This is a genomic window from Amycolatopsis sp. cg13, assembly GCF_041346965.1.
GTDB lineage: Bacteria > Actinomycetota > Actinomycetes > Mycobacteriales > Pseudonocardiaceae > Amycolatopsis.
Window position 1 is genome coordinate 4,871,238 of record NZ_CP166848.1, and the last position, 14,814, is coordinate 4,886,051.

Annotated in this window: 16 protein-coding genes; 6 read left to right on the plus strand and 10 right to left on the minus strand. The window is 67.9% G+C overall.

Features of this window, described 5'->3' with window-relative positions; all coding sequences use genetic code 11:
* Positions 1-43 precede the first annotated feature (43 nt).
* Positions 44-1,039 (plus strand): hypothetical protein, encoded by a 996-nt coding sequence (locus tag AB5I40_RS22360; RefSeq protein ID WP_370932089.1) that lies wholly within the window; start codon positions 44-46, stop codon positions 1,037-1,039.
* A 26-nt stretch (positions 1,040-1,065) separates the two neighbouring features.
* Here AB5I40_RS22360 and AB5I40_RS22365 read toward each other — a convergent pair whose 3' ends face one another.
* Together AB5I40_RS22365 and AB5I40_RS22370 are read right to left on the minus strand one after the other, a co-directional pair.
* Positions 1,066-2,448: a S8 family serine peptidase gene (locus tag AB5I40_RS22365; protein ID WP_370932090.1), complete on the minus strand. Its 1,383-nt coding sequence runs from the start codon at positions 2,446-2,448 to the stop codon at positions 1,066-1,068.
* Between the two features lie 77 nt (positions 2,449-2,525).
* Positions 2,526-2,771, minus strand: coding sequence for an SCO4848 family membrane protein (locus AB5I40_RS22370; RefSeq protein WP_081654961.1), 246 nt, complete (start codon positions 2,769-2,771; stop codon positions 2,526-2,528).
* 42 nt (positions 2,772-2,813) lie between these two features.
* Between AB5I40_RS22370 and AB5I40_RS22375 the strand changes: the two genes are divergently transcribed.
* Positions 2,814-4,043: a D-alanyl-D-alanine carboxypeptidase family protein gene (locus AB5I40_RS22375; protein WP_370932091.1), complete on the plus strand. Its 1,230-nt coding sequence runs from the start codon at positions 2,814-2,816 to the stop codon at positions 4,041-4,043.
* 61 nt (positions 4,044-4,104) lie between these two features.
* Here the strand turns inward: AB5I40_RS22375 and yhjD are convergent, their stop codons facing one another.
* From yhjD to AB5I40_RS22400, 5 genes are all read right to left on the minus strand, one after another.
* Positions 4,105-5,118, minus strand: coding sequence for an inner membrane protein YhjD (gene yhjD, locus AB5I40_RS22380; protein WP_370932092.1), 1,014 nt, complete (start codon positions 5,116-5,118; stop codon positions 4,105-4,107).
* Between the two features lie 54 nt (positions 5,119-5,172).
* Positions 5,173-6,429, minus strand: coding sequence for a hypothetical protein (locus AB5I40_RS22385; protein WP_370932093.1), 1,257 nt, complete (start codon positions 6,427-6,429; stop codon positions 5,173-5,175).
* A gap of 41 nt (positions 6,430-6,470) precedes the next feature.
* Entirely contained in the window at positions 6,471-7,490 is a 1,020-nt protein-coding gene (gene trpS, locus AB5I40_RS22390; RefSeq protein ID WP_370932094.1) for a tryptophan--tRNA ligase, read from the minus strand.
* Between the two features lie 520 nt (positions 7,491-8,010).
* Positions 8,011-8,505 (minus strand): hypothetical protein, encoded by a 495-nt coding sequence (locus AB5I40_RS22395; protein WP_370932095.1) that lies wholly within the window; start codon positions 8,503-8,505, stop codon positions 8,011-8,013.
* A gap of 329 nt (positions 8,506-8,834) precedes the next feature.
* Positions 8,835-9,650 (minus strand): exodeoxyribonuclease III, encoded by an 816-nt coding sequence (locus AB5I40_RS22400; protein WP_370940577.1) that lies wholly within the window; start codon positions 9,648-9,650, stop codon positions 8,835-8,837.
* A 64-nt stretch (positions 9,651-9,714) separates the two neighbouring features.
* Here AB5I40_RS22400 and AB5I40_RS22405 point away from each other — a divergent pair, with 64 nt between their 5' ends.
* The gene (locus AB5I40_RS22405; protein WP_370932096.1) at positions 9,715-10,446 is read left to right on the plus strand and encodes an MBL fold metallo-hydrolase; all 732 of its coding nucleotides are present in this window, start codon (positions 9,715-9,717) and stop codon (positions 10,444-10,446) included.
* Positions 10,447-10,826: 380 nt separating this feature from the next.
* On the opposite strand, the gene AB5I40_RS22410 is transcribed toward AB5I40_RS22405, so the two are convergent.
* Positions 10,827-11,138, minus strand: coding sequence for an SH3 domain-containing protein (locus AB5I40_RS22410; RefSeq protein WP_370932097.1), 312 nt, complete (start codon positions 11,136-11,138; stop codon positions 10,827-10,829).
* Between the two features lie 190 nt (positions 11,139-11,328).
* Positions 11,329-12,552 (minus strand): NADP-dependent isocitrate dehydrogenase, encoded by a 1,224-nt coding sequence (locus AB5I40_RS22415; RefSeq protein WP_370932098.1) that lies wholly within the window; start codon positions 12,550-12,552, stop codon positions 11,329-11,331.
* 229 nt (positions 12,553-12,781) lie between these two features.
* Here AB5I40_RS22415 and AB5I40_RS22420 point away from each other — a divergent pair, with 229 nt between their 5' ends.
* From AB5I40_RS22420 to AB5I40_RS22430, 3 genes are read left to right on the plus strand one after another with little or no spacing between them, the layout of a single operon-like run.
* Positions 12,782-13,258: a hypothetical protein gene (locus AB5I40_RS22420; protein ID WP_370932099.1), complete on the plus strand. Its 477-nt coding sequence runs from the start codon at positions 12,782-12,784 to the stop codon at positions 13,256-13,258.
* Between the two features lie 37 nt (positions 13,259-13,295).
* Complete coding sequence (locus AB5I40_RS22425; RefSeq protein ID WP_116201667.1) at positions 13,296-13,661, plus strand: DUF2203 domain-containing protein; 366 nt, start codon at positions 13,296-13,298, stop codon at positions 13,659-13,661.
* A gap of 29 nt (positions 13,662-13,690) precedes the next feature.
* Positions 13,691-14,290 (plus strand): class I SAM-dependent methyltransferase, encoded by a 600-nt coding sequence (locus AB5I40_RS22430; RefSeq protein ID WP_370932100.1) that lies wholly within the window; start codon positions 13,691-13,693, stop codon positions 14,288-14,290.
* Here the strand turns inward: AB5I40_RS22430 and AB5I40_RS22435 are convergent.
* Positions 14,287-14,793 (minus strand): hypothetical protein, encoded by a 507-nt coding sequence (locus AB5I40_RS22435; protein ID WP_370932101.1) that lies wholly within the window; start codon positions 14,791-14,793, stop codon positions 14,287-14,289. The two genes, AB5I40_RS22430 and AB5I40_RS22435, sit on opposite strands and share 4 nt — an antisense overlap.
* Positions 14,794-14,814 lie beyond the last annotated feature (21 nt).

Here is a 14,814-nt window from a genome sequence, read left to right on the forward strand (position 1 = left end):
TGGGCAGCCCCGAAGTCCCGCCGGGCGCGGCAGCATTAACTGGGTGAAACAACGAGGCCGCTGGGCCACCCACCCTGAAATGCTCGCGCAGCACAGTACCCATCAAGCTATCCGCGCGGTGACGTTGAAATCACTGGGCATGAACAGCCGAGTCATCTATCGAAGATGCCTGCCCGGCGGACCATGGCGACGACTGTTGCCCGGAGTCATCCTCCTGCACAACAACGACCCCACGCCGGACCAGTTGGTGCACGCGGCCTTGTTGTACGCGGGCGAATCAGCGATCGTCACCGGCGAAGAAGCTTGCCTTCGGTACGGCCTGCGTCTTCCGGCCCCGGACGGCCCGCGGCACATCCATCTGCTGGTTCCGCATCGACAGAAGCTGAACAGCTCTGAGTTCGTGACCATCGAACGGACGAGGTTTCTCCCGGCACCGTGGCTGCGCGCTGGCGTCCCGCTCGCGCCCCTGGTCAGAGCCACCACGGATGTGGTCCGGCGGATACGCGACCCCGAGCTCGTCAACCGGATCCTGATCGAATCGGTCCAGCGAGGAGGTTGCTCGCCGCAAGCCCTGGCAGAAGAGCTGGACCGCGGCACCAAACGGGGGACCGCGATCCCCCGGCGGCTTCTCGCCGAATGGTCGGACATCCGGTCAGTCGCCGAAGCCGAAGCCCAGAAAGTGGCGACGAGTCTTCTGAACCAGCCAACACATCAGAATGTCGCGCTTTACGACCATACGGGTCAGTACGCAGGGCGCCCTGACTTCTGGTGGGACGATGTCGGGCTGGCCTGGGAGATCGACTCGGTGGAATTTCACTTTCGTTCGGCCGACTATGCGCGAACGTTGCATCGGAACACTCGCTACGCGGCGCTTGGCATCACTGTTGTGCAGACTTTGCCGTCCCGTCTGCGCACCGCAGCCAAAAGCAGTTCTGAACGAGCTCAGCGACGCGTACCGTGCCGCCGCGGTCCGCCCCCGCCCACCAGTCTCCCTGCGCCCCGCCGGATAGTACGTGAGGGGAACCCTGAGGGAATCTGATTCCCTCAGGGTTCCCCTCACGTACGTCAGTGAACTGCGTCCAGCGCGTTCACCAAACCGCGCCCGTAATACGAGTTGTTCTGCTTCGGCCCTTCACACGCCGAAACATCGCAAGCCACCGGATCCGCCTCCGCGGTAAGCAAAGCCGTCAAAGCGCGCGGCGGTGCATTCCGATGCGTGGAAGCCAGCAAAGCCGCAACCCCGGCCGCATGCGGGGAAGCCATCGACGTGCCGCACTTGGTGCCGTAAGCGCCATTGAAGACCGTCGACAGCGGGCAGCCCGCGCCTTCCCCGGCCGGCGGCTTCTGTCCCGAATCCCCGCCCGGCGCGGTGACCGTGACCGAGCCGTAGTTGGAGTAGTAAGCCTTCGTACCCGCGTAACCAACCGCAGACACCGTCACCACACCGTCGATCGCCTTCGGCAGGATGCCGCACGAAGAGTCAATCTTGTGTGGACGGTTCGGGTCCACAGTCTGCGTACGCACATCGAAGCCGGAGTTGCCCGCTGCAGCGATGTTGAGAGTCCCGCGCTGCGTCGAGTAAGTGACAGCGCGCCGTACGGCCTCGTACGCGGCAGCGTCGCCCGCTTCGTTGCGGCAGTAGAACATCCCGGGGTCGATGTAGTAGCTGTTGTTCGTCACCTGGAAACCGTGCTGTCCGGCCCAAACGAAGCCGCAGACGGCCGCCTCCGGGAAGATGTAGCCGTCGTCGTTCACCACCTTCACCGAGGCCAAGCGCACGCCCGGCGCGATGCCGGTGAAGCCGCGCTTAACGTCCTTGCCCGCGATGGTGCCCGCGACGTGCGTGCCGTGATCGGAGTTCGTCGGCGTCCACGAGGACGCGTCCGGTGCGCCGGTGACACAGCCGGTTGAAGCCTGCGCGTCTACCGCATGCGCGAGCGCGGGGTGCTTGGCGTCGATTCCGGAATCCAGCACGCCGACGGTGACCGACCGCGAACCCGGGTTGATCTTGTTCGCCTCGGGAGCGTGGATCGCGCGCATGTCCCACTGCTGTGTCGACAAATCGTCACCGGCGGCGATGCTCTCGGTCTGCTCCAGCATTCCGATCGCCGAGCGCAATCCGGCGCGGGCGGCGGCCTTCGCGGCGACGTCCTTGCCCGCCGAGTAGGCCCGCTTCACTCCGAGCCGGTCGGCGAAGTCCGCGTTGCGCGAGCTGGCGACCGCGACGCCGATCTCCGGGTAGTACGCGATCCGCTTGCCGCACTTGGCGCTCAGCTCCGCGTCGACCGAACGTTGCTTCTCGCCCGGTTGGTACAGCACGACGTAGCTGTACTGGGCGCTGGTGGTGTCACACGACGGCGCGGGCGCGGCGGACGCGGGCACGGCCACCGCTCCGGCGGCGACCCCGGCCACCGCGATCGGGACGAGCAATCGACGTAAACGGGACATTTAGCCTCCATGGTCGGTCGCCCGAAACTAAGCCAGCCCGGACGCGCTCGCTACCGACCAAAGGACTCATCCCCGCATCAGGTGTTCGCGCGTTCCTTCGACGTCGCCCGGATGCCGCGCCAGCCGAGCACCCCGATGGCGGTGCCGAGCACGAACGAGACCACCGTCAGGATCGCGTGCACGATGAAGTACCCAGTGGGTGAACCGTCGGCCGCCCAGGACTGGTTGCTGGCCCACAGATTCTTCGCGAACGTGATCCAAATGATCCAGGACCAGATGCCGAAAGCGAACAAGGCCATCGCTGTACCTCGTGAAATGCGCATGTCTCGAGTATGCCGCCGGACCATCGGCGCTAGATTGCGTGGGTGCACCCTGCTTTCGCCCGGTCGCTGCGAGCATTCGCCGCGCCACTCGCCGCAGCCCTCGTAGCCGTCGCCGCGCCTGTCGCCCTCGCCGCCCCGGCGTCGGCGGAGCAATGCACCGAGCACGCCGCGCCGCCGGCCCCGGTGGACACCTCGGAGAAGCCGAAGCCGGGCCAGACCGTCCCGCCGCCGCTTCCGATGCCCGCCCAGCCGGTCGGCGGCGACCGTCTTGGCGGCTGCGGCCCGATCCTCCCGCCGGGCGCGCCCGCGCTGCCCCCTGGCGATACCTCGGCGTCGTGGGTCCTGCAGGACCTCGACACCGGCGCGGTCGTCGCGGCGAAGGATCCGCACGCGCGGGAGCGGCCCGCGTCGCTGATCAAGACGCTGCTGGCGCTCGTGGTGGTCACCGAGATGAAGCCCGAGCAGATCATCGTGCCGACCAAGGAGGACGCCGAGCAGGAGTGCACCTGCGTCGGCATCACCGCGGGCGGGCACTACACGGTTGACCAGCTGCTGCACGGCCTGCTGATGCACTCGGGCAACGACGTGGCGCACGCCTTCGCGACCGCGCTGGGCGGCGCCGACGCGGCGGTCGCGAAGATGAACGCGCTCGCCGCCCGCATCGGCGCGACCGACACCCGCGCGGCGACCCCGTCCGGCCTCGACGGACCGGGCATGTCGACCTCGGCGTACGACCTGAGCCTCGTCTTCCACTACGCGATGAAGCAGCCGGAATTCGCCAAGGTGGTGGCGACGAAGAATTTCACGATCCCGGCGATTGACGGGAAGCCGCCGATTCCGGTGTTCAACGACAACAAGCTGCTCGGCGTGTATCCCGGTTTCCTCGGCGGGAAAACGGGCTTCACCGACGACGCGCGGCACACGTACGTCGGCGGCGCGGCGCGCGACGGCCACCGCCTCGCGATCGTGATGATGCGCGCCGAACAGCGGCCGACGAAGGTGGTCGACCAGGCGGCGAAACTGCTCGACTACGGCTTCGCGCTGGAGAAGAACGGCGCGCAGCCGGTCGGCCAGATCGCCTACCAGTCGTTGAGCGCCGACTCCGCCCCGATGTCCGACAAGCAGGTCACCCCCGCTGGCGCGACGACCGCGTCCGCGCAGAAGCCGGACCCGTTCGGGACGACCGGCTGGATCCTGACCGTGGTCGTGCTGGTGATCATCGTGGCCGGGTTCGTCATCAGCTATCAGCGGAAGCGCAACGCGCGCGCATAACGCGACCGATGAAAAAGGGCCTCCTTGATTCGCTCAAGGAGGCCCTTTTCGTTGCGTAGCGTCAGCTCTTCCGCCTGCCTAGCCAGGCCAGCAGCGCACCCGCGCTGAACGCGCCCGCCACCGAGCCGAGCCCCAGCCCGTGCTGCACCGTCACCCGCGGCTCCAGCAACACCGGAGCGGGCGGCTGCACCACGCGCCGCTGGTTCTCCCGCGCAGTCGCCGTCCACGCCGTCACCAGCAGCAGGAACCGCGACACCAGGTTCGCGAACACCAGCAACCCGATCACCGGCCCGAAGATCGCCGCCGACGGGGACTTCGTGACGCTCGCCAGGTAGACCGTCGCGACCTGCTGCAAGACCACGAATCCGACCGCGGCGATGAGCGCGCCCTTGACCGCGCTCCGCAGCGCGACGTGCTCCCGCGGCAGCCGCGCGATCACCCACAGGAAAACCAGCGCGTTGGCGACCAGGCTGAGCACGATCGTCGCGACGTGCAGCAGGAACTTCGCCCACCCCTGGCCTTCCAGCCCGACCAGCTTCAGCAGCAGTTCGCCGAGACCGCTGCCCGCCGCGGTGAGCGCGAACGACACGACCAGCGCCAGCCCGAGCCCGAGCAGCGACAGCAGGTCCTTGATCGTCTTGCTGACGAACGGTTCCGTCTTCTTCTCCTGGCCCCACTGCGCGGTGAGCGCGTCGCGGAGGTTGGCCATCCAGCCGATGCCGGAGTAAGCCGCCAGCAGCAGCCCGAAGATCCCGATGCCGCTGCCGGACTTCAGCGCCGCGTCGGTGATCTGCTTGACCAGGCCGCGCAGCCCCTCCGGCACCGAGCTGTCGATCCCGTGCGTGATCTGGTCGATCACCGCGGTGTTGTGCCCGAGCACCATGCCGACGACCGCGAACGCCACCATGAAGATCGGGAACACCGACAGCACGCTGAAGTAGGTGATCGCCGCCGCGTAATGGTTGCCGTAGTTTTCGTTGAAGGAGTCGTTGGCGCGGATCAGGTGATCCAGCCACGGGTACTTCCGCCGCAGCCGGGGCAGCAGCTTTTCCTTGTCACCGGTCTCTTTCGCCACCGGAAAACGCTAACCACGGCGACCGGGCCCCGCAACGCGAGCGTGCCCGCGCGGTTACTGTTCGTGGAAGACGGAGATCATCTTCTGGGCGGCGGGCACCAGCAGCCGGGTCGCGTCCGCGCCGCTGATGCCGTCCGGTGCGGCGTTGTGGTCGGCGAGGTAGAGCTTGAACACGAAGCGGCCTTTGCGGAACAGCACCTCGCCGTGGGTCTGCCCCTTGCTGCTTACCTGTCCCTCGTCCCCGACCTGCGCGGGCGCGGATTGGCCGTCCTTCGGCGCGGATCCGAGGTAGCTCTTCGCCGCGTCTTCGCCGAGGAAGCTGATCGCGGTCAGGTGCAGCGCGCGCCGGTCGATGCCGTTGTCGTGACCGGTGCCGCGCTCGCAGTCGATCTGCACGTAGTTGTGCTCGGTGCTGTTGGTCATGATCATGTCGCCGACGGCGGTAGCGGGGGTTTCGGCGACCATCGGCGAAGCGTCGGTGCCGATCGCCGGGGTCACCGCGTCGGGCGTGAGCATCGGGCAGGGCTGCGCGACCGATTTCGGGAATGCCGCGCTGTCGTAACCGATGACGTTCGCCCCGGTCGGCGCGCTCACCTGCTTCGCGAAGTTCTCGGCGACCTTCTTGCCGAGATCTTGCAGCTTGCCCGCGCTCTTGTCTGCCTTCAGCTCGAAGTCCAAATCGACCAGCGTGTCTCCCAGGACCAGCGCGGCATCGCCGGAAGCGTCCGACGGGCTATCCGTCTTGCGGCGCTTGGAGAAAATCTTCACCGGGCCGACAGTCAGGCTGGGATCCGCGTCGTCAAGGTAGGGCTTGGTGTTCACGGTCGGCACGTAGGCCGGCTGGGACACCGCGACCGCGAGGTGCTCGTGCGTTTGATTGCCCTGGTCGTCTTGCAGGCTGTACACACAGTGGTTTACGCCCGAGGTCAGCGCCTTGGCGTAGGTGTTTTCGGACGACCGCAGCGGTCCCGAACCGTCGCCGACCAGGTAACGGCGCTCGAAGGTGGCCCCGTTCGGGTCCGGCCGCGAGTCGACCCTGATCCCGAGCGCGACGAGGTCCGCGACAGTCAGCAGGTTGCACGCCTGGATCACCGGCTTGCCGCCGATCCGCACCGCTTGCGGGTTCGCTTTTTCCTTGATCGGAGCGGGGTCCGGATACTGCGAGTTCGCATAACCCGGCCGTTGCACGGTCTGGCCGTCGCCGTTCGGGTCCTTCGCCTTCTCGCTGTCCGATCCGGACATTCCGCCGCACGACGTGACCAGCACCAGCGTCGCGACACTGATCGGCCACAAACCAGTTTTGAATTTCACGCTATTCCGTCCCCCCTGGACTTGTTGTGTGTGCGCCTCGCTCAGCTCGCGGGCAGGAACCCGATCCGCTCGTAGACCGACGCGAGCGTGGCCGACGCGACCTCGCGCGCCTGCCGCGCCCCCGCGGCGAGGATCCGGTCCAGCTCCGCGACATCGTCCAAATAGGACTGAACGCTCTCCTGCAGCGGCGTGACCCAGTCGACGAGCACCTCGGCGAGGTCCTTCTTGAGGTCGCCGTAGCCCTTGCCCTCGTAAGCGGTTTCGAGGTCGGCGACGGTGCGGTCGGTCAGCGCGGAGTAGATCGTGAGCAGGTTGGAGACGCCCGCTTTCTCCTCGCGGTCGAACCGGACCTCGCGGCCGGTGTCGGTGACCGCGGAACGGATCTTCTTCGCCGAGCGCTTCGGGTCTTCGAGCAGTTCGATGAGCCCGTTGGCGGTCGCCGCCGACTTGCTCATCTTCGCCGTCGGTTCCTGCAGGTCGTAGATCTTCGCGGTGTCCTTGACGATGAACGGCTCCGGCATGACGAACGTCTTGCCGAACCGGCTGTTGAACCGCTGCGCGAGGTTGCGGGTCAGCTCGAGATGCTGCCGCTGGTCCTCGCCGACCGGCACCGCGTTGGTCTGGTACAGCAGGATGTCCGCGGCCATCAGGACCGGGTAGGTGAACAGGCCGACGCTCGCGTGGTCGCTGCCCTGCTTGGCGGCCTTGTCCTTGAACTGCGTCATGCGGCCGGCCTCGCCGAAGCCGGTCTGGCATTCGAGCACCCAGCTCAGCTGAGCGTGCTCGGGCACGTGGCTCTGCACGAACAGCGCGCTGCGCGCCGGGTCGACCCCGATGGCGAGCAGCTGCGCGGCCGAGCGCCGCGTCCGCTCGAGCAGCACCTTCGGGTCCTGCTCGACGGTGATCGCGTGCAGGTCGACGACGCAGTAGAAGGTCTCGTGGGTGTCCTGCAGCCGCACCCACTGACGCAGGGCGCCGAGGTAGTTGCCGAGGTGGAAGGAGTCGGCAGTCGGCTGGATCCCGGAAAGCACCCGCAGGCGCCCGTTCTGTTCGTCGGACACGCCGAGATTCTTTCAGGCTGCGAAGGAGGCGGTGCCGCGGCCCCGGGGGTTCGCGGCCGGAGGGGCAGCCGGGACGTCTCGACGGCCTCGGTCCGAAGATTCACTTCCGGGGAGGAGCTGCCGCTCTGGGGATTTCAGAACTGGCGGGAGCCTCGGGCCCCTGGCTGAGCAGGGTTCGTCCGGGCCGACGACTCAGCACCGCCGGGAGACTCGGACCCAGCCACGCCGCGAACCCGGCACGGTTCGCCGGGACTCCCGATGATCCAGCACCACCGCGAGATTCACGCCTGGCCACGCCCCGAGCACGGTCCCTGCCGATGATTCGACGCCGCCGCGAGTTTCACGCCCGGGCACACTGCGAACCGAATACGGCTCGTGAGGGCTTCCGACGATCCAGCACCGCCGGAACATTCGGGCCCGGCCGCACCGCGAACCAGCACGGTTCGCCGGGACCGCTGAAGGTTCTGGCGGGAAAACTCACCGCCGCTGCCGGGCTGCTGCCGGAGAACCGGCCAGCCGACTAGGACTGCCGCAGGGGCAGCGCCGCCGGAGCCGGTTCGAGCGGCCGGGTCGGCTCCTCGTCGAGAGTCCCGGCGGCAGCCTCGATCGCCTTCGCGCGGGCCTTGCGCCGCTGCCGGACGACGCCCAGCGCCATTCCGATGATGCCGAAACCCACCGCGACCAGGCCGACCGGTCCGAGCATTCCGAACCCGGTCGACGTCGTCTCCGCGCGGACCACGCCGTCGTCCGCGAACGCCGTCGCGCCCGTTCCGACGGCCGCGACCAGGATCGTCGCCAGCACCGCCAGGACGCGTCCGCCCGCAACCGCCAAGGAACGGCCCGAAGCCGCTGCCCGGACGCGGCCTGCCGCCGAAGCACCGCGGCCGTCCTGCGCCGCGTCGCGGATCGAAGTCGGTTGAGGTGCCGTCGCGCCGGGCACCCCCAATGGGGTGACGGACGCCGGACGGCCAAGCGCCAGCGTGGACCGTGTCACGAACCGGCCTGGGTTGCGCACCGGAGTGCCTCCCGCGAGGTGACTGTTCTGAGTGAGCGTCTCACCCGTAAGGATGAGTTCTCGACGTGCTACTGGTCAGAAAACTACCGAGCGTGTCAAGACCTGTCGGATCTGATCAACTCGGGTGCCGAGGCTAGCGCCCACTCGGGGAGTAACCATGGGCACCCCCGCCGTCTCGGTGTCGTCGGTGGTCAGCGCCGTGCGCGGCTCGCGGGACCACGCACAGTGTCCTCAACCCCGGCGAAACCGGACAGAATCACCCCGCAGAACAAACCCGAACTACTCTCAGCAGGTTATTCACCAGCTGGTCACCAGCGGGAAACCCAGGCTCAGCCCGGGAACGGTACGTCGTACTTCGCGGTGACCGGCGCGTGGTCCGACCAGCGCTGGTCATACGACTCTGCCCGTTCGACCACCACGGACGTCACCTTCTCCGCGAGACCGGGGGTCGCGAGCTGGCAGTCGATGCGCCAGCCCGAGTCGTTGTCGAACGCCTTGCCCCGGTAGGACCACCACGTGTACGGACCGGGCCCCTCGGCGTCGAGACGGCGCTGGACATCGACGTAGCCCGCCTCGTAGACGCGGCCCATCCACTCGCGTTCCTCGGGCAGGAAGCCGGAGTTCTTCTGGTTGCCGCGCCAGTTCTTGAGGTCGACCGTGTCGTAGGCGATGTTCCAGTCGCCCACCACGACGACCTCCCGGCCTTCCGCGGCCGACTTCGCGCGCAGTTCGACCAGGTACGGCAGGAACGCGGCCATGAAGCGTTCCTTTTCGTCCTGACGCTCGGTGCCGACGTCGCCGCTCGGCAGGTACAGGCTCGCCACCACCACGCCGGGCAGGTGCATTTCCAGGTACCGCCCGCTGTCCTCGAACTCGGGCTCGCCGAACCCGGTCCGCACCTCGTCCGGCTCGACGCGGCTGTACAGCGAGACCCCGTTGCGGCCCTTCACGACCGAGGGCGCGTGCGCGGCGAACCACCCCTCCGGCGCGACGACGGACGCGGGCAGCTGCGCGGCCTCGGCCCGCACTTCCTGACACGCGACGACATCCGCCTCAGTGGCGGCCAGCCACTCGACGAAGCCCTTCTTGACGGCGGCCCGGAGGCCATTGACGTTGACAGTGGAGACGATCAGCACCCCGCGCACGCTACCCGCCGGGTCCGACAATTTTCCGCGCGCGGCAGGTCCGGCGAGGTCCAGAATGACCGCCATGCCCCGCCTGACCGTCCTCGGCAGCTGCGGCGCCTGGCCGGAACCCGGCCGCGCCTGCGCCGGATTCCTGCTGTCCCACGAGGATTTCCACGTCGCGCTCGACCTCGGCTACGGAGCCGCCGCACAGCTCTTCCGGCACGTCCCCGCCGACCGGCTCGACGCGATCGTCGTGACGCACGAGCATCCCGACCACCTCGCGGACGTCAGCGCACTCGGCCGGGCCCGCCACTACACGACCGACCGCAAGCTCCCGTTGCACTGCACTCCCGGCAGCGTGCGCCGACTGGCCGCGATGGAGCCCAGCCCCGCCCCCGACGAGAACTTCGACCTCCACGACCTCGGCGCTGAGACCGATCTCGGCCCGTTCCGGCTCACCACCGCGCTTCTGCCGCACCACGTGCCGAATTACGGAGTCCGGCTCACCGCACCCAGCTACACCCTCGCCTACACGGGCGACACCGGTCCCGCTCCGCAACTGACCGATCTGGCCCGCGACGCCGACGTCCTCATCTGCGAAGCCACCCTGCAAGGCGCACCGCCGGACGGCCCCCGCTACCTGATGACCGCCGCAGAAGCAGGGCAGCTCGCCACGGCGGCGAATGTCCGAACGCTGCTGCTCACGCATTTCTGGCCGGGTTCCGACCGAGCGGTTTCGGTGGCCGAAGCCCGCGCCAACTTCTCCGGAGAAGTGCTCGCCGCGGAAGAAGGACTCATGCTGAATCACGCATAACCGCGTGCCACATAAAAATCGCGATCGGCCACTACCCGCTTTCGCACCAGTACCGAGCAGTGCGAAGAGCAAACCGAACCGGAGCAGGTGCCGTAAAGAAATCCGGCAATCGCGAAAGTTCCGAGCCGCACGGAGGCAGCGGCTCAGCCGATCGGCGGCAATCCCGGTTGGACGACCGAAGTCGTCCCACCACATGAGACGAACCGCCGGAGCCGAGACACCACACCGGACGCGGCCAGAACCGGGCTCGCCAACCGCTCGATCCCAGGCGAACCACGCGACGCATCGAACCCAGCAACCACACGAATCCAAGCACCGCAAGCAGTCCAGTCAAGCCAGCGCCCGCACAGAGAACGACCAGGCACCAGTACGAAACGGACTCAGCACTTGGCCCCGGACACCGGCGTCACGAAGCTGTCCGCGACCCACTTGCCGTCGGCGATCTTCCGGAACCCGTTCTGCACCACGGGTTGTGCGTCGAATTCCGCGCCGCGCAAGTACTTGCCGATGACTTTCCCGTTACCCGCGGCGGTTTCCCGCGCGTTGAGCACGTCGGCGGTCACCGAGACCTTGCAGCCGGTCGGGGATCCCTGCGCGTCCGCCTGGCCTTTCTGGCCGAACGCGTAGATGACCACGACCGCAGCGATGACGCCGATAATAATCAGTGTCTTCTTGGGCAAACCCAGAATCACGGCCGCTCCTCAGTCGCGAAAACCCCTCGTCCAGAGTAGGCAGTCCGGCCGTGCCCGGACAGGTTCCCGACCCCTTTCCACCCGGAGGTGCCAATCCTGTCACCGACACAACACGAAGAGTGACGCAAAAGAGAAGGGCACCTCGGAAGACTCCTCCGAGGTGCCCTTCTCCTTAACGGCTAAAGAAAGATCAGCCCTGCGCGATCTTCTTGGCCAGGTTCTCGTCCAGCGTCGCGAGGAAGTCCTCGGTCGTCTGCCATTCCTGGTCCTTGCCGACCAGCAGCGCGAGGTCCTTCGTCATCTTGCCGCCTTCGACGGTGTCGACGACGACCTGCTCCAGCTTGTTCGCGAAGCCGATCAGCTCCTGGTTGCCGTCCAGCTTGCCGCGGTGCTCGAGGCCCCGGGTCCACGCGTAGATCGAGGCGATCGGGTTCGTGGAGGTCGGCTTGCCCTGCTGGTGCTGGCGGTAGTGCCGGGTGACCGTGCCGTGCGCGGCCTCGGCCTCGACGGTCTTGCCGTCCGGCGTGCGCAGCACCGAGGTCATCAGGCCGAGCGAACCGAAGCCTTGGGCCACGGTGTCGGACTGGACGTCGCCGTCGTAGTTCTTGCACGCCCAGACGTAGCCGCCCTCCCACTTGAGCGACGCGGCGACCATGTCGTCGATCAGCCGGTGCTCGTAGGTGATGCCCTTGGCGTCGAAGTCCGACTTGAACTCGGTCTCGAAGATCTCCTGGAACACGTCCTTGAACATGCCGTCGTAGGCCTTGAGGATCGTGTTCTTGGTGGAGAGGTAGACCGGGTACTCGCGGTCGAGGCCGTACTGCAGCGACGCGCGCGCGAAGTCCTCGATCGACTTGCGGTAGTTGTACATCCCCATCGCGACGCCGCCGCCCTCGGGGAAGTTCGCGACCTGGAACTCCATCGGCTCGGAGCCGTCTTCGGGGGTGTAGGTCATCGTCAGGGTGCCCGGGCCGGGGACCTTGAAGTTGGTGGCCTTGTACTGGTCGCCGTGCGCGTGCCGGCCGATGATGATCGGCTTGGTCCAGCCGGGTACCAGCCGGGGGACGTTGCGCATGACGATCGGCTCGCGGAAGATCACGCCGCCGAGGATGTTGCGGATGGTCCCGTTCGGGGACACCCACATCTTCTTGAGGCCGAACTCCTCCACGCGCGCCTCGTCGGGCGTGATCGTGGCGCACTTGACGCCGACGCCGTGCTGCTTGATGGCGTTGGCGGCGTCGACCGTGATCTGGTCGTCGGTGCGGTCCCGCTCCTCGATGCCCAGGTCGTAGTAGTCCAGGTTCACGTCCAGGTACGGGTGGATCAGCTTGTCCTTGATGAACTGCCAAATGATGCGGGTCATCTCGTCGCCGTCGAGTTCGACAACGGTGCCCTGGACCTTGATCTTGGCCATGAGCAGCGGTGCTCCTTCCGCGGATCTTCGCGTTCTCTTCTTCGCTCTCCGATAGCGGTACAAGCGTACTGCTAAACAGAGCTGGATGGTTCCAGAAGTGGTCGGAATCAAGTCTCTACCACCCTTGACGCGGCTCTCCGACCGGGCACGATCCGGGCGCCCGCTCCAGGGGAACCGGACGAGCCCGGCGAGCATCCCATCGCGTAACCACAGCCTGGGAGGCCACACCATGTCGTACCCCGCGCCCTACCCCGCCCAACCGGCGATGGTCAGCCAGCCCGCCAGCCGCGCCGCCGCGCGCGTGCTGAGCGGACTGTGCGGCCTCGTGCTCACGCCGATCGCGATCGGCGTGCTGGCCTTCGGCGGCTACCGCCAGCAGACCCAGGTGTCCGCGACCTTCGGCGAACACGGCGACGGCCTCGGCATGACGCTGATGGCGGTCGGCGCACTGCTGCTCGTCGGAGTGGCCCTCCTCGGTGCGTGGTCGGGCACCGGGCCGGTCGTCGGCGGGGTGATCTGGGGCGTGCTGCCCGGGGTCGTCACGCTCGTGTCGCCGCGGACCGGAATCGACCTGCTGCGTCTGCTCCCGGGCGACGAACTGGCGGCCGGATTCGGCGGCTGGCTGGTGTCCGGCGCGCTGCTGGGCGCCGGGTTCGTGCTGGTCGGCGCGGGTCTGGCGGCGACGCTCGTGCGTCGGCGCAGGTAGCGGCGAGACGGAGCGGGCCCGGTGAGACTATTTGCAGATGGGATTGTTCACCGTAGCCGAGGCCCGCACTGAACTCGCCCGGCTGCTTCCCGTTCTCGCCGAACTGATCCGGGTCCGCGCCGACGCCGCCGAGCTCGCCGCGTCCCTGCGTCCTGGCGGGCGGGACACCAGCCTCGGCGGCCTGCCCGAGTGGAAGGCCGCGCAGGCCCGGCTGGACGACCTGATGACCGCGATCCAGGCGACCGGGGCCGAGCTGAAGGGGTTCGCCCCGCTGCTGGTGGACTTCCCGGCCTCGCTCGACGGCGACGACGTGCTGTTGTGCTGGCTCGAGGGCGACCGGGAGCTGACCTGGTACCACCGGGCCGATCTCGGTTTCGCCGGCCGTCGCCGATTGCCCGGATAATCACTGGTCAAGCTCACTACGGTGGCTGGGTGAGCACACTTTTCGACGCCGACGCGGCGGGATACGACGAGGACACCTTCCACCCGTATGTGGCCGAGCAGCTGATCGGCGGCCTTGCCCCCAAGCCCGCCCTCTTGGTCGACGTCGCCGCCGGGACCGGCGCGGCCGCCTTCTCGGCGCTGCGGCTGGAACCGGCCGCCGTGTTCGCCATCGACCTCTCCCCCGCGATGATCGAGATCGCCAAGGCCAAGGCCGCCGACCGCGACCCGGACGGCCGCATCTCCTGGCACGTCGGCTCCGCGGTTCCGCTGCCGATCGGCGACGGCGAGGCCGACGCGGTCGTCTGCGCGTCCGCACTGCACTTCCTCGGCCCGAGCGCGCTGGCCGACTGGCGGCGCGTGCTGCGTCCCGGCGGCCAGTTGGCGTTCAGCATGGTGTCGTCGGAACGCTTCAAGCCGACCGGCAAGTTCGCCGACGTGGTCCCGCGAGACCTGCGCGTCCCGGGCACTCTCGACGAAGCTGCCGCGCTGGCCACCGAAGCCGGATTCAGCTCGGCGACGGCACAGCACGTGACGCTCGATCAGGGCGACCGGGTACGGCAGGTTTTCGCGGTGTTCGCGGAGGCCTAACGGTGGAAGTGCGCTTCGCCGCGAGTAGCAGCAGCGGCGGAGCAGTGCAGGACGAAGGTGACGTCGAGGTCGGTCACCGTTCCGTCGGACGCACGGGTCAGGCGAGCGACGGTGAAGTCGGCGGTCGCACCCGGGGCCGCGCAGGCGCCTCCGGGGTCTGCGCGGGTCCCGCGAAACGCGATGAAGCTAGGTGTCGCGGCCTGCGGCGAATTCGGCACTCGGACGCTGGCGCCCGAGTAGGCGCCCACGTGCAACTGCTGTCCGGCAGGCGCGCTGAGTTCGAGGCGCGCCCAGTCCCAGCCGTCCGGCGTCTCGGCGTTCACCTTCACCGCGTCGCCGTACTCCCAGGCCGTGACCTCGTCAGCAGTCCACGAAGCACTGCCCTCGAACGGGCGCGCACCTTCGTCCGAGGCGTAGCTGAAGCCGACCGGGTCCGCGTGCGCAGCCGATGCGGTCCCGCACGCGATGCCCGCCGCGGCGACGACCGCCAAGATTCTTCGCATGATTTCCCTCCCCTAGGGTCG

Coding starts and splice junctions, on each gene's coding strand:
- AB5I40_RS22365 (WP_370932090.1), bottom strand. CDS start 2,448: ATGTCCCGTTTACGTCGATTGCTCGTCCCGATCGCGGTGGCCGGGGTC.
- AB5I40_RS22415 (WP_370932098.1), bottom strand. CDS start 12,552: ATGGCCAAGATCAAGGTCCAGGGCACCGTTGTCGAACTCGACGGCGAC.
- AB5I40_RS22370 (WP_081654961.1), bottom strand. CDS start 2,771: ATGCGCATTTCACGAGGTACAGCGATGGCCTTGTTCGCTTTCGGCATC.
- AB5I40_RS22405 (WP_370932096.1), top strand. CDS start 9,715: ATGCCCCGCCTGACCGTCCTCGGCAGCTGCGGCGCCTGGCCGGAACCC.
- AB5I40_RS22420 (WP_370932099.1), top strand. CDS start 12,782: ATGTCGTACCCCGCGCCCTACCCCGCCCAACCGGCGATGGTCAGCCAG.
- AB5I40_RS22435 (WP_370932101.1), bottom strand. CDS start 14,793: ATGCGAAGAATCTTGGCGGTCGTCGCCGCGGCGGGCATCGCGTGCGGG.
- AB5I40_RS22425 (WP_116201667.1), top strand. CDS start 13,296: ATGGGATTGTTCACCGTAGCCGAGGCCCGCACTGAACTCGCCCGGCTG.